At 42.5% G+C, this 14200-nt stretch carries 13 protein-coding genes; 1 reads left to right on the top strand and 12 read right to left on the bottom strand.

Annotated elements, in window-relative coordinates; all coding sequences use genetic code 11:
• From coaE to LOSG293_RS00545, 12 genes are all read right to left on the bottom strand, one after another.
• Positions 1-609 carry a dephospho-CoA kinase gene (coaE, locus tag LOSG293_RS00490; RefSeq protein WP_034525705.1) on the bottom strand — a complete coding sequence of 203 codons (609 nt, stop codon included), beginning with the start codon at positions 607-609 and terminating at the stop codon, positions 1-3.
• A 1-nt stretch (position 610) separates the two neighbouring features.
• Complete coding sequence (mutM, locus tag LOSG293_RS00495; RefSeq protein ID WP_034525707.1) at positions 611-1447, bottom strand: DNA-formamidopyrimidine glycosylase; 837 nt, start codon at positions 1445-1447, stop codon at positions 611-613.
• A 20-nt stretch (positions 1448-1467) separates the two neighbouring features.
• Positions 1468-4131: a DNA polymerase I gene (gene polA, locus LOSG293_RS00500; RefSeq protein ID WP_034525855.1), complete on the bottom strand. Its 2664-nt coding sequence runs from the start codon at positions 4129-4131 to the stop codon at positions 1468-1470.
• Positions 4132-4251: 120 nt separating this feature from the next.
• Positions 4252-4962 (bottom strand): Bax inhibitor-1/YccA family protein, encoded by a 711-nt coding sequence (locus LOSG293_RS00505; protein WP_034525709.1) that lies wholly within the window; start codon positions 4960-4962, stop codon positions 4252-4254.
• An 85-nt stretch (positions 4963-5047) separates the two neighbouring features.
• Complete coding sequence (gene murC, locus LOSG293_RS00510; RefSeq protein ID WP_034525710.1) at positions 5048-6379, bottom strand: UDP-N-acetylmuramate--L-alanine ligase; 1332 nt, start codon at positions 6377-6379, stop codon at positions 5048-5050.
• Positions 6380-6482: 103 nt separating this feature from the next.
• Positions 6483-8933: a DNA translocase FtsK gene (locus LOSG293_RS00515; RefSeq protein WP_034525712.1), complete on the bottom strand. Its 2451-nt coding sequence runs from the start codon at positions 8931-8933 to the stop codon at positions 6483-6485.
• An 86-nt stretch (positions 8934-9019) separates the two neighbouring features.
• Complete coding sequence (gene ytpR, locus LOSG293_RS00520) at positions 9020-9661, bottom strand: YtpR family tRNA-binding protein (RefSeq protein WP_034525714.1); 642 nt, start codon at positions 9659-9661, stop codon at positions 9020-9022.
• Between the two features lie 27 nt (positions 9662-9688).
• The gene (locus LOSG293_RS00525) at positions 9689-10012 is read right to left on the bottom strand and encodes a thioredoxin family protein (RefSeq protein ID WP_034525715.1); all 324 of its coding nucleotides are present in this window, start codon (positions 10010-10012) and stop codon (positions 9689-9691) included.
• Between the two features lie 80 nt (positions 10013-10092).
• Positions 10093-10734 carry a tRNA (guanosine(46)-N7)-methyltransferase TrmB gene (gene trmB / locus LOSG293_RS00530; RefSeq protein WP_034525716.1) on the bottom strand — a complete coding sequence of 214 codons (642 nt, stop codon included), beginning with the start codon at positions 10732-10734 and terminating at the stop codon, positions 10093-10095.
• A gap of 89 nt (positions 10735-10823) precedes the next feature.
• Entirely contained in the window at positions 10824-11606 is a 783-nt protein-coding gene (locus LOSG293_RS00535; RefSeq protein ID WP_034525718.1) for a phosphotransferase family protein, read from the bottom strand.
• Between the two features lie 78 nt (positions 11607-11684).
• A complete protein-coding gene (locus tag LOSG293_RS00540) occupies positions 11685-12896 on the bottom strand; it encodes an ABC transporter permease (RefSeq protein ID WP_034525720.1) in 1212 nt (403 codons plus the stop codon).
• Entirely contained in the window at positions 12893-13627 is a 735-nt protein-coding gene (locus LOSG293_RS00545) for an ABC transporter ATP-binding protein (protein WP_034525857.1), read from the bottom strand. Before LOSG293_RS00545 ends, LOSG293_RS00540 begins: the two co-directional genes overlap by 4 nt.
• A 124-nt stretch (positions 13628-13751) precedes the next feature.
• Between LOSG293_RS00545 and LOSG293_RS00550 the strand changes: the two genes are divergently transcribed.
• Entirely contained in the window at positions 13752-14189 is a 438-nt protein-coding gene (locus LOSG293_RS00550) for an HIT family protein (protein WP_034525722.1), read from the top strand.
• Positions 14190-14200 lie beyond the last annotated feature (11 nt).

Genomic DNA, 14200 nt, shown 5'->3' on the forward strand with positions numbered 1-14200 from the left:
TTACTTTTTAATAACCTGAAAGCCTTTACTTTCTAGCCATTTTAACACTTGTGCTTTTGTTTCCGCAACAGTACCCGAGTTATCAATGACCACCGTGGCCCGAGCAACTTTTTCAGCGAGTGGCAATTGACTCGTAATTCGATTACTTGCTTCTTGTTCAGAAGATCCATCGCGCGCCATTAGCCGATTCAGTTGGACTGCCTCAGGAATATTGACCACCATGATGTCATCTGCCAAATCTTCGAAATGAGCCTCAAATAACGTGGCTGCATCTAAAACAACAAATTGAGTTGCTTGTGCCGCAGATTGCTCAATTTGCGCTTTGATGGCTTGTCGAAGCAGTGGACTCATGATGCCATTTAGTTCGGTTAACTTTTGTGCATCCCCAAAAACTAATCTTCCCAATGCTTTTCGATTTAATTGCCCTTCATCAGTGACGTACTCACTGCCAAAATGTTCAGCAATCTGTTGGAGCGCAACGGAGCCTGGGACAACTAGTTCCCTCGCAATGACATCCGCATCAATAATCGAGATGCCTTGCTCTTTGAAAATTCGTGAAACCGTAGACTTTCCAGTTGCAATACCACCCGTTAAGCCAATCACTTCCATGCTAATCAACTCCTATTAATCGCTGACAGTTCGGACAAAAATGGGTCCCCCGTTGCGCCACCTTAATTTTTTCAATCGGTGTCCCGCAACGTTCACATGGTTCCCCTTTGCGACCATAAACGCGTAGATGGTTTTGAAACTGTCCAGCTTCACCAAACGCCGTGGAGAAAGAATGGACAGTCGTCCCGTGCCCCTTAATTGCTTCACCAATTTCGTCAATAATTGCCTCACGCAAATCCACAATCTTGTCTAATGGCAACAGGTTCGTTGGCTGAAGGGGATGAATTTTACTCATCCAAAGGGTTTCGTCGACGTAGATATTACCCAGTCCCGCAATTTTACTCTGGTCAAGCAAAAACGGTTTGATGGTGCGATGGCCCTTAGCAAAAATTTTCTGCATATAGTCCACTGTTAAGTCCTCTGCAGTAGGCTCTGGCCCCATTTCCCGCAAACCAGACACAACATCTTCGTGACCCGTTTCAATTAAGCGCATTCGACCAAACTTTCGCGTGTCCGTGTACCTCAATTGACGCCCATCCTCCAGATGAAAGACCACGTGGGTGTGCTTAGTCAGTATAGATCCTTCCGGCTGAACATCATACTTACCTTCCATCCGTAGGTGGGAAACCATCGTGAGATTATCACTCAATCGAAATAACAAATATTTGCCACGCCGATCAATTTTTTCAATTGTCTTGCCCTCGATCGCCTGTTCAAACAATGGTGACTCTGGTGACACCATTTTAGTGTATCGAACCTCGACATTTTTAATTACGGCATTTTGGACCAAATTTGTTAATCCCCGACGTACGGTTTCAACTTCTGGTAATTCTGGCATTTAAAATCCCCCTATGCTAATTACTTTGCATCGTACCAGGTTGGGCCAAAATGACTTTCGACCTTCAATGGAATGTCTAATTTAATAGCGGAATCCATAATGCTTGGCACAAGCGTGCTTAATTTTTCTATTTCGCTTTCTGGCGCCTCAAAGATCAGTTCATCATGTACCTGAAGAAGCATCGTCGCTTCCATATTTTGCAAAGCCTTATCCATTTCAATCATCGCAACCTTAATAATATCCGCTGCACTCCCTTGAATTGGCGTATTCATTGCTGTTCGCTCAGCAAACGTCCGCTGATTGAAGTTTCGAGCATTAATGTCCGGTAAATAACGACGTCGATGCAAGATTGTTTCAACAAATCCCTGTTCTCTCGCCTGACTAACGATATTTTCCGTATAAGCTTTTACACCTGGATACTCTTCGAAGTAGGTATCGATGAATTCTTTTGCCTGTTTGCGTGAAATGCCGATATTTTGAGACAAGCCATAATCACTAATGCCATAAACAATCCCAAAGTTCACGGCTTTTGCCTGACGCCGCATATTAGGTGAAACTTCATCATCTGGCCCCAGTCTGAAAATACGACGGGCTGTACTTGCATGAATATCTTCGCCATTCTTAAAGGCAAGTTGCAGGTTCTCATCGCCGGTTAAATGAGCTAACACACGTAATTCAATCTGTGAATAGTCAGATGAGAAAATCTGCCAACCCGGTTTTCGTGGCACAAACGCTTGGCGAATTTGACGTCCTTCATCACTTCGAACCGGAATGTTCTGGAGGTTTGGATCCACAGATGAAAGTCGCCCTGTTTGCGTTAACGTTTGGACGTAACGGGTATGAACTTTTTGATCATCCGGATTGATTACCTTCAGCAAGCCCTCGACATAGGTTGATTGAATTTTAGCAATCTGACGATAACGCAAGATATTCTCGGCGATTGGCGCATCTGCTGCCAATTTTTCAAGAACTTCAACAGATGTTGAGTACCCTGTCTTGGTCTTTTTAATAGCTGGCAATTGTAGTTTTTCAAAAAGAATTCGGCTTAATTGCTTTGGCGAACTAATATTGAACTCTTCACCGGCCTCCTGATAAATCACTAATTCAATTTCACTTAGTTTTTCGGTGAAGACACTCTTCATGCTCTCAAGTTTATCAGCATCCACCGTAATACCAGCAATTTCCATTCGTGCCAGTACAAAGGCAACCGGACGCTCCAAATCAAGATAAAGGTCCATTTGATTGTTATCAGTCAGTTCCTTATAGAGTGATGTCTTTAGCGTCTGAATCGCTTGAGCTTTGCGGGCCAAGTGAGAATAGAAGATGTCATCATTAAGTGGGACCTCCCGCTTCGCACCTTTACCGTAAACCACATCATCAGTTTCAACTTCCGAGTAGCCGTGTTGTTTAGCGAGTTTCCCAAGGTCATTGTTATTATCGTTCGTATCCAATAGATATGACACAAGTAGTAAATCAAAATCAACATTGTTTAAAGTGATATCTAACCGATTCAATCCCACATAAGTCCGTTTCGCATCGAAGACGTCCTTCGTAACTGTCTTATCTTCAAGCAACGTCTTCACTTCGGGACGCGTCAGTAAATCGACGTCACGGCCGACATACCAATCGTTCCCTGCGCCTAAAACAAATCCGGTCATAGGTGAAAGATGATAGTTATCTTCCGGCATTTCCAAGTAAAAAGTCACGTCATCTTTGAATTCTGAGACTTCATCGAGATTATCGTCGTTCAACACCGTATAGGTAATTTCGGAAAGTTGTTCAGTCTCTCCTGCACCCGTAATCCCTTGATCATTTAGTTTGTTGAGGAAAGATTGGAAGTTCATCTTCTTATAAAAATCGACTAACTTCTCCATATCAGGACCATCGTACTTAAGGTCATCCAAGCCGATTTCGATTGGTGCATCTCGTTTGATTGTCGCAAGTTCACGTGCTCTAAAAGCTTGGTCGCGATCTTCAATTAAATGCTCTTTAAGCTTCTTAGCCGTAATATCATCAATGTGATCATAAACGCCTTGAATACTGCCGTAATCTTGAATCAGAGAAACGGCCGTCTTCGGACCTACTTTAGCAACTCCAGGATAATTATCAGAATTATCTCCCTGGAGGCCCTTCATTTCGATGATTTGTTCCGGTGTGATGCCTAATTTTTCTTTAACAAATTCGGGCGTATAGTGCTCAACATCCGTAACCCCGCGTTTAGATACAGAAACAGTCGTTAATTCAGAAGCCAGTTGGGTTAAATCGCGGTCACCAGTTACAATCGTGGTTTGAATCCCAGCGGATTCTGCCTCACGTGCCAGTGTCCCAATAATATCATCGGCTTCGTATTCTTTAAGTTCATACGTTTTGATACCTCTACTGGTCAAAAGCTCCTTGATATACGGCATTTGTTCTGAAAATTCGCTTGGTGTCTTGGCTCGCCCACCCTTGTAGTCTGCATACATTTTAGTTCTAAAAGTTGTCTTGCCAGCATCAAAGGCCACCAGCACCTTTGTTGGTTCAACATGGTTCAACATCAAATCAAGCATCGTGTTAAATCCATAGATGGCGTTTGTATGGAGTCCTTCATCGTTAGTGAATCGACTCAGTGAATTGTACAAAGCAAAAAACGCTTTGAACGCGACACTGTTTCCATCAATTAGTAGCAGTTTTTCTTTAGTCATAATTTTCTCCTTCATCGTTTCTTCCTTCTACAAGTGTACCAAATTTATCAGTTAAAAGGCTGATAAAGGCAAAGAAAAAAGCTTCACCAACGTGAGCTGGTGAAGCTTTTTATTGTCAGGTTAATCTCTTGAACCACCAAAGGCCCCAAAGATTTGGACTAAACTTAAGAATAAGTTGACGAAATCTAAGTAGAGCTGAAGCGCACCCATAACGGCAAGTCCAGATACGGAAATTTGGCCTGAATTCTGCATATAAATCTGTTTCATCTTATTGGTATCAGTTGCCGTCAAAATCGTGAAAATAATAACCGCGATAAATGAGAAGACAAGTGAAATCATGCTGCTCTTGAAGATAAACGCATTCAACAGGTTGATTACGATTAAAGCAATCAAGGCTGCAACTGCTTGCGTTCCCACTCGAGTTAAGTCACGTTTAGTCGTAGCACCGATAAAGGCCATCACGAGGAAGACCGCAGCACTCGCGATGAAGGCACTCACAATCGTTGTACTCGTGTAAATTAACGTGTAAAACGAGAAAACGGCCCCCATCAACGCTGCATAAATCATTAGGAGAACTAAACTTAATCCTGAATTTTTCATTGATTGTGAAGAAATCAAGAATGGGAAAACAAACATTGCGATCAGTGGAATCCAAATGCCACCACCGTTAAACATTGCCATGACACTTGGGAAAAATTCTGTGACCGCGTAAGCAGATCCTGCAGAAACGAGCACTGCAAGCCCCATCCAAGCGAACATTCTTGTCATAAAAGCATTTAAGCCAGCGTCGGCATTTACAATTCTCCGACCAGTTCCATCATAATTGTTCATTTGCGTCACCCCTATTATATTCTCACGATAAAATATCACGTCGCGGTGGTGCAGTCAACCGAATCGATTCTAGCGCTAGAGAAACTTAATTATTTTTCAATGATAAATGACTCAGCAAATCTTCATAAGCCCGTTCGTACTTTTGCACATCTCCGGCTCCCATGAAAACGACAACGGCATCATGGTAGTCCAACAGCGGTGACATGTTGTCAACTTTGAGAATCTCGCCACCCTTGGTAATCTTTTTCGCTAAGTCAGCACTTGAAACCGCTCCTTTAGTTTCTCTAGCAGAACTAAAGATATCTGTCAGGTAAACCTTATCGGCCATGCTGAGTGATTTGGCAAAATCATCCATCAGCGCAATCGTTCTGGAGAACGTATGTGGTTGGAAGACGGCAATAACTTGTTTGTCAGGGTATTTTTGACGAGCTGCATCAAGCGTTGCGTTAATTTCAGATGGATGATGCGCATAGTCATCAATAATCGTCATATCAGCCAGTTTACGTTCAGTAAACCGACGTTTAACACCCTTGAAACTCAATAGTTCTTTCTTAATTTCGTTCAAATCAACGTCTTCAAAGTAAGAAACCGCAATAACTGCCAAACTATTTAGGACGTTGTGCTTTCCAAATAGCGGTACTGAATAAGTTCCCAGGAACTCATCGTGATGATAAACATCAAATTGTGAGCCACTAGTTGTTCGTTTGATGTTAACGGCTCTAAAGTCATCATCTTCGTTAGTACCATAGTAATAAACTGGAACCTTCGCTTCTAGCTTACGAAGTTCTTTGTCATCACCCCAAGCAAAAATACCTTTCTTAACCTGGTTGGCTAACGTTTGAAATGCTGAAAAGACGTCTTCGATGCCCGTGTAATAGTCGGGGTGATCAAAGTCGATATTAGTCATAATAGCGTAATCTGGATGTTGCGCTAAGAAATGACGACGATATTCATCTGCTTCAAAAACAAAGAACCGGGCGTCTGGTACACCCTTTCCTGAACCATCACCGATTAAGTAACTAGTTGGCGCAATGCCGCTCAAGACATGAGCTAATAACCCTGTTGTACTGGTTTTACCATGGGCACCAGCAACACCAATGCTCGTATAGCCTTCAATCAGCTTACCCAAGAAATCGTGGTAGCGATACACATCCAAATTCATGGCAAGCGCCTTCTTAATTTCTGGATGATCATCCTCAAATGAATTTCCGGCAATCACCGTTAGGCCTTCAGTAATGTTAGCTTCGTCAAACGGTAAAACTTTGATTCCCGCCTGTTCGAGGCCGCGTTGTGTAAATGTGTATTGTGTAATATCAGAGCCTTGTACCTTAAAGCCCTTGTCATGCAAAATAAGGGCCAGGGCACTCATCCCAGATCCTTTAATTCCAACAAAATGATAAACAGTATCGCTATCCATGAAGATCCTCTTTTCCAACGTTTTTATCACAAGCCATAAATGACGTTTTACATTTTATATTGCTAAATAATAGTGTAGCACACTCGAATCCCTCGGAAAACAACTATGCCAGAGGTTGATGATGGTCATCATCCATGTCATCCGGCGTCAAATAGATGTCTCGTGGCTTGGATCCGTGCTGTTCCGAAATATAGTGTCGACTTTCAAGTTCATCAATAATATTGGCAGCTCGATTATAGCCAATCGAAAAGACACGCTGCAGCTTAGACGTTGAAACCGTATCTTCTTTAGAAATAAAAGCCATCACCGCAGGCATCAGATCATCTTCGCCTGTACTTTCAGTCGCTTGTGCGACCAGTGAGTCGGGTGAAAACTCATATTTTGCTGGTTGCTGTGATCTAACAAATGCCGTAATTGACTCTACTTCAGCGTCAATAAACGCCCCTTGTAATCTAATTGGCTGACTCGCACTGTTACCGAGGTACAGCATATCGCCACGACCGAGTAGTCGTTCGGCACCACCCGTATCAAGAATTGTTCTGGAATCAATTTGACTTGATACCATGAATGCAATTCTGGCAGGAATATTATTTTTGATAATACCAGTAACAACATCAACACTTGGACGTTGCGTTGCCACAAGTAAATGAATACCAGCAGCACGTGCTTTTTGGGTAATTCGAACAATGTAATCTTCGACTTCACTAGAAGCGACCATCATCAAATCAGCCAACTCATCAATTACGACCACGATGTATGGCATTTTTAATCCATATTCCTGATTGGCTTCAGCCTTTTCGTTAAATTGTTCAATGTTACGTGCACCGGCAGCGGCTAATTTTTCATAACGCTGATCCATTTCCTTAACCATCCATTTGAGCGCAGCTGAAGCAGTCTTAGGATCGGAAATCACTGGTGAGAGCAAATGAGGGATGCCATCATAAGGCGCCATTTCAACAGCTTTCGGATCAATTAGAAGTAATCGCAATTGCTCTGGCGTTGCTTTATAAAGTAAAGAAACCAAGACACTATTAATAAAGACTGATTTACCAGCACCAGTTGCCCCAGCAATCAAACCATGAGGCATTTTTCTTAAATCAGTGACTTGTGGTTTACCAAATAAATCAACCCCAAGCGCAACTGTTAATGGTGACTTGCTTGCCTTAAAAGGTTCTGAGTTAACAATTTCAGATAACATAACCGGCCGAGGTTGCGGATTAGGAATTTCAATTCCCACCGTATTTTTACCAGGGATTGGCGCTTCAATTCGAATGTCTTTAGCAGCCAGTGCCAATTTCAAGTCATCCGTCAGGTTCGTGATTTTGCTAACCTTAACCCCTAATGCCAAGTGCACTTGGAACTGGGTGACAGTGGGTCCAATCGTCCAATCGGTCACTTCAGCATCCACATTAAACGCCTTCAATGTCTCATCCAGTTTGGCACTTTGACTTCTCGTCCAGTTTTCCTCGTCAACCTGGTTCACAACTACCGGCGGCTTAAGCAAACTTGTCTCCGGAAAATGATAGGCGTGGGTGCGGACATCCGTCTCCGCTTCATTAGGCGTTGCATTACTTGTCTCAGGTTCTGTGTGCGGTTCTTTTTGAGATTGATTAAACAGGGACAATTTCGTTTCTTGCGCTGCTCGACCTGCTTCATCATCCAATATATTGCCAAGTGATAAGCCCAGCCCACGATTAGGTGCAGCACTTTTCTTATTCTCGGCTCGTTTTTTCAGTCGTTCGGTAAGACGCTTTCGCCGTTTTCGGAGTGCCTCTTGTTTAGCATCTGGATGATTCACTTGGTTAGAAACCGATTGTCGCTCATCGGCTGTTTTTAAAATCTCTACCAGATCCTGCTCTGAATGATCTATTGCATCTTTAGCTGATTCCGAATCTTCCACGGGTTTGACCGGCTCGTTAATTTCACTAGCTTCTTCTGCAGCTGCCATCAACGAGCTCGTAATTGCATTATTCGCCCGACTTGTCTCTGGACGAGGTTCCACGGTTTCCAAACTGGATTCCGGTGTCTGCTCAGGCTCAGTCTGAAGCTCCCGCTGGCTTTCTTCCAATGCTGGCACTGACAAATCGCTATTAACCTCATTCACGTCATCTTCTACCGACTCTAACTGAAGGTCGAGTGGTGAATCAGTTAGTTGTTCATCAACCTCTGAGCCAAATAGTAAATAGCTGTCATCATCTTTACGAATTTGCGCTAGCAATGCATTGTAGTTGACCAAATCTCGTTGTCGATCCTGTCGATTCAGTGGTTTAGGAATACGTGTCGGATGAAAGATTCGATTCTGTTCCCAACTGGCGGTCGCTGCAGGTTCCTTCAGCTCCGGCTGACAAACCGGCTGAATTGGTACCTTAGCTTCTGATTTAGGTTGTGCACGCTTTACCACCGCTCGTCGATTAACATCTGAACTCACTAAATAGCCGTCAGATTGTGACGACTTTTCGGCTTGTTTATTTTGTTGCTGTGCTTCTTCTTGTTGCTTTCGTTTTCGTAGCATTGGATACTTTCTGTAAAAAGCTGGACCATCATAATGTCCCATGATTGACTTTCACCACCATCATTTGAGTATCACAATTCAAATATATGTATATAACAATATGCCATTATTACGGCATATTGCTCATTTTAGTTAAAAATATGTTGTGCCGCGTCACTCGTAACATCAAATGGCGTCCCAACTTCAAAACTATCTGGTAGAATCATTGCCCCCGGTTTATTTGGTGCACCAGGAATATGCATTTCTCTACCCGAAACAATCATGCCGTCACTTTCAACGCCACGTAATTGTCCTGGCCAGATGACGAGACCATCGGGCATCATTGCCCCAACTTTGGCCACCACAACTTTGATTCCCGTTTGCATGTTAGGTGAACCACTCACAATCTGAACGCTTTGACCATTGTCGACCACTGTTGTAGTGATATTTAAATGATCAGAATCTGGATGAGGTTCCATGCTCTCGACATAGCCAACAACAAACTTTGGTTCATTGTCAGTGGTCAACTCAGCTTCAAAACCAGCGTTACTGAGCGCCTGATTCAAGCGTGTAACTTGATCGGCCGCTAAGAAAATCTGACCATTACCTTCAAAGTTCTCTAAAACCTTTGAGACGTTAAGAAAATTATATCCTAGACTTTGATTTGTTTGCGCATCAAAAATCCGAACAACATCACCTTTTTGCTCCGATGCCTGAGTTGCCACGTCTGCATTTAAAATAACGACGAGCGTGTCACCCATTTCACGTGGATTATAACTCGAAATTAGCATTAATAATTACCCTTCTATCACTTGAAATTAGCTAGCTAGTCCATCGATGAACTGCTCGACTTGTTCCTTGGTTTTACGATCTTTATTTACAAAACGACCCGTTTCAGTACCCTTATCAAATGCGATAAAGCTTGGAATCCCGAAAACACTTAATTCAGCTGCCAAGTCAATATTTTCATCTCGATCGACTGCTAAAAAGTGATAGTCTGCATATTCCTTTTCGATTTCTGGCATTGAGGGCTTGATAAAGGCACAGTCTGAGCACCAGGTTGCTGAGAAAAATAACATGTATTTGCCATCTTTAATCTTTTCCATTAATTCATCTTTGTTCATTACTGGTAATGCTTCCATAGGTTTTCGTCTCCTTTATTATTAGGGTTAACAAGAATATATGTTACTACTCCTATTAAAAACTACCTAGTCACAAGCCTCTAAACAGCTAAATGGGCAACCAATTCATAGATTGGCCCCTTTTTACTGAACTTTTCTTCATACTCAGTTTCAACGTTCTCATCATTCTTCGTGCTCTGGTGGAGATCCAACCAGACTTCATCAAATGTTAAGCCAAAATTATTGAAGCTAGTCAGTGAGTATTCAAACAAGAGTCGATTATCCGTTTTAAATTGAATAAGGCCGTTATCTTTTAAGATAGTGATGTAACTCTTTAAAAAGCCTGGTGACGTCAATCGACGTTTTTCATGACGCGTCTTTGGCCATGGGTCAGAGAAATTCAAATAAAGTTGGCTAATCTCCCCTTCGGCAAATAACTCGGCCACATCTGCACCATCAGTTTCCACCAATTGAACATTTGTTAATTCACTTTCAACAACTTTTCTTAATGCCACCGCAATAACGGATTCCTGAATTTCGATTCCAATGAAATTCAGTTCTGGATGTTGTCTTGCCATTTCGACAATAAACTGACCCTTTCCAATTCCAATTTCAATTTGCAACGGTTGTTTTGATGGGAATCGGTCCTGCCAATTACCAATTTGTGCCTTTGGATCAGTGACAATGAGATCAGCATGATCCTTAATGTATCCTGCTGCCCATGGCTTTTTTCTAACTCTCATTTGAACTTCCTTTCATTTACCGTGTGACTACAATAAGAAATGACTGATCCCCCTCTTTAAACTCACGAAGAAGTTCAGCCATCTCGTCATTATTTATTCCGAATGTTATCTAGCAATAAAATTGCCTTATTCATCATGTGATATCTTTGGCTTTCAAATCCATGTTGAATCGTGGTGAGACAATACAAATTACTATACCATCTAATTCGATTCTTGATTTCATTTGTTACCTGGTTACCCGAATAATTTTCGATCCACTCGTCCCAATCTGAAACGGGAACGTAAGCGCACAAGAGCATACTTAAATCGTATGCTGAATCGGCAAACTTTGCCGAATCCCAGTCAACCAAATATAGGCGACCACTATCCGACAGTAACCAATTTTTATGGTTAAGATCACCATGACAAACTTCGTAATGGTCTTCGCCTAAACTATTAATCGTTGTCTTTAGATATTCCAGGGATTGTTTAACTAATGGATGAACTAATAATGATTGTGATAAGCGTGTTTCAAGTTCCAAAAGTAGGTTTTGAGGTGAAATCACCTTGCCACCAACCTTTCGAAGCATTTCTCTTAACAATTCAGAATGATGCACCCGATGTAACAACCGGCCTACCGCTGCATTTTTCATCTCTGAACGCTTTAAAGTACGGCCATTAAGCCATTCTTGTGCGGTTAAAATATCGCCAGATGACATCCGCTTTGTCCAAACCAGCCGAGGTGTAATATTCTCTACGGAAAGGGCCGCTAAGAAGGGAGAGGCATTGCGCTTCAAAAACAACTTTTGCTCGGCGTTGGTACCCATATAGGCCGTACCAGTATCCCCGCCAAGTGGCTGAAGTCGCCACCCTAATTCAAGATCCATGTTCATTTGCCAAACCTCCCCCAAAAGTTGATTCAAGCTTAATTTTATTAGGAGTTTGCCCCAGGGTCAAGCTTATTTCCGGAATTATTTTTTCCGTAACCGAGTTGGCATATAAAAGCGAACTAATAGGAAAATTTCAACCAGTTCAATCACCAGACTCAGCGCAGCTGTCTGCCAGTCCAGACGTGCGATGAGTACGGTTAGTGAGAACAAGATGGCCGTTGCCACTAATGCGATAGTTGTTGTCCGATTAAAGCCAGCAATTTTCTGCTTCTCGGTAACGGGATAAAGATGTGTAAAAACGTTATCGTCAAAATGAAAATAAAACGGAATTAACTGGAATCCGATTAAGTAGATGAACAAAACGGCTAAAGCTAAAACCAACCACTGCTGATCAATGAAAATCAGTAAGGCCATGCCCAAGAGCGTGAGTCGTAGGTAAAGATTACTAAACTCACTGCCCCGCAAAATCCCCCGACTAAATAGATAGCGATAAGTATTTGCACAAGTTGGTTGAATTCTGGCCAACACAAAGTCCAGATACCGACGCCGTTTAACACTACCCGTAATGGATGGTACGTTCGTGAAGAGGTTAAAGAACCGGTAAATGCCAAGCATTCGGTTGTTTTCTAATTGAATGGCTCGTTTCCAATCGATTTGGACGCCTTGCCAGCGCTTATAGCTAATAGCATGCATCCCAACGGTGAAAATGATAGCCAGTAACAAGCCCAACCAAACGTTGACTAGGTACGCCAATGCAATAATTGCAACGGGCAAGATAACCTTAAAAATCAACCCATTTCGAATCAGGCGATGTTGATATTGATAGCGCAAAACAACCTCGCGCTCCATCAAACCATACTTTAAAACGAGTTGAATCACCAACAAGCCGATCAGCATCGGCCAGGAGATGGGATTCGTCACTCGAACAAACGGAATTAAAATGAACCAGCCTAACAGTTGAATCAATCCCGCCATCACCGCACTATAAGTTTTACTCTTGGTGAGATACGCATGCATACTATGTTCTCTGGGTAATAGAAAAACGACATCCGCATCTTCCATAAGCGTGGCCAACCGCCCCAATTGTAAAATAACCGTTAAAACGGCAACAACAGTGTATGGCGCCCACCAAACATCAACCGATAGCTGCTTGAGTCCATTTGAATAACCCAATCCTAGGCCACCGACCATGAACATCAAAGCGATAACAAAATGATCGTTAAAGACGTAGCGTAGGTACCGCGCCATTTCCGATAAATGCTTTTTCAGTCGTTGGCTAAACAAATTGGTCATTCTTGGCCCGCCTTTGTCACGGACATGTAAATGTCATCCAAAGATTCTCCTACGCCTGGCAGCGCTTCTTGAAGTTCTGCCAAAGAACCTTCAATTTTAACTTGTCCGTCATGTAACAGAACAAATCGATCACAATATTTCTCGGCCGTATCGAGCGCATGTGTCGACATCAACACACTCGCACCCTCATGCTTTCGTTCTTCAATTAAGGAAAGCAAATCATGAACCGCTAATGGGTCCAAACCAAGGAAGGGCTCGTCAATAATCATCAGTGGTGCGTCAGTAACGAACGCGCAGACAATCATGACTTTTTGCTTCATTCCCTTCGAAAAATTAGCGGGGAACCAGTCTAGCTTGTTTTCCAACCGGAACGTTTTCAGCAATTTATCTGCCTTTTGCCAGGCATCCTTTTCATCAAGACCATAAGCCATGATGGTCAGATTAATATGCTCACGCAGCGTCAATTCTTGATACAAAATTGGCATTTCTGGAATATAGGCAATTTGCTGTTTGTATGATTGATTATCATCTTTAATCGTCACGCCATTAATCTTAATGATGCCTTTTTGAGGCGTCAGTAGTCCGATAATGTGGTTAATGGTCGTTGATTTGCCGGCACCATTTAAGCCAATCAGGCCGACCAATTCACCATCGCGGACGTCAAAACTAATGTCTTTTAAAACTGGAATTTGCGAATACCCACCTACCAGGTGAGAGATTTCTAACGTCAAAATAGTCACTTCATTTCTTAGCAGTTTATTGTCAGTCATTATAACATAGTCACCCCGCACCTTTCATGAACCCTGCCAACGGATAGTGTATAATGTAACTATTAAATCGAAGGAAGGTTTTTACATGGAACATCATTACGATGACAATTGTATTTTCTGCAAAATTATCAAGGGCGATATTCCCAGTTACACGGTGTACGAGGATGACAATGTTAAAGCATTCTTGGATATTTCTCAAGGTACCCCTGGTCATACTTTAGTGATTCCTAAGACTCACGTGCCAGATCTCTTTGCATACGATGAAGAACTTGCACAAACCGTTTTTGCTAAAATCCCCGAAATTGCTCGCGCGGTTAAAGCTTTCGATCCAAAAATTACTGGTATGAATCTCCTGAATAACAATGGAACGGTCGCTTACCAATCCGTTTTCCATTCTCACTTCCACCTTGTTCCCCGTTATACGGACCAAGACGATTTCCGTATGATTTTCAAGGACAACTCAGCTAACTACGACGCGGCAAAATTAACCGCAATCGCGGACCAAATCAAAGCACAATTTTAGGAGGTTCAGTT

It is taken from the genome of Secundilactobacillus oryzae JCM 18671 (assembly GCF_000740055.1).
Taxonomy (GTDB): Bacteria; Bacillota; Bacilli; order Lactobacillales; family Lactobacillaceae; genus Secundilactobacillus; species Secundilactobacillus oryzae.

Bases quoted from the DNA above. Each gene is read 5' to 3' on its own strand.
- coaE (WP_034525705.1), bottom strand. From the start codon at position 609: ATGGAAGTGATTGGCTTAACGGGTGGTATTGCAACTGGAAAGTCTACG.
- LOSG293_RS00540 (WP_034525720.1), bottom strand. From the start codon at position 12,896: ATGACCAATTTGTTTAGCCAACGACTGAAAAAGCATTTATCGGAAATG.
- murC (WP_034525710.1), bottom strand. From the start codon at position 6,379: ATGGATAGCGATACTGTTTATCATTTTGTTGGAATTAAAGGATCTGGG.
- LOSG293_RS00550 (WP_034525722.1), top strand. From the start codon at position 13,752: ATGGAACATCATTACGATGACAATTGTATTTTCTGCAAAATTATCAAG.
- LOSG293_RS00525 (WP_034525715.1), bottom strand. From the start codon at position 10,012: ATGGAAGCATTACCAGTAATGAACAAAGATGAATTAATGGAAAAGATT.
- mutM (WP_034525707.1), bottom strand. From the start codon at position 1,447: ATGCCAGAATTACCAGAAGTTGAAACCGTACGTCGGGGATTAACAAAT.
- trmB (WP_034525716.1), bottom strand. From the start codon at position 10,734: ATGAGAGTTAGAAAAAAGCCATGGGCAGCAGGATACATTAAGGATCAT.
- polA (WP_034525855.1), bottom strand. From the start codon at position 4,131: ATGACTAAAGAAAAACTGCTACTAATTGATGGAAACAGTGTCGCGTTC.
- ytpR (WP_034525714.1), bottom strand. From the start codon at position 9,661: ATGCTAATTTCGAGTTATAATCCACGTGAAATGGGTGACACGCTCGTC.
- LOSG293_RS00535 (WP_034525718.1), bottom strand. From the start codon at position 11,606: ATGAACATGGATCTTGAATTAGGGTGGCGACTTCAGCCACTTGGCGGG.
- LOSG293_RS00515 (WP_034525712.1), bottom strand. From the start codon at position 8,933: ATGGGACATTATGATGGTCCAGCTTTTTACAGAAAGTATCCAATGCTA.
- LOSG293_RS00505 (WP_034525709.1), bottom strand. From the start codon at position 4,962: ATGAACAATTATGATGGAACTGGTCGGAGAATTGTAAATGCCGACGCT.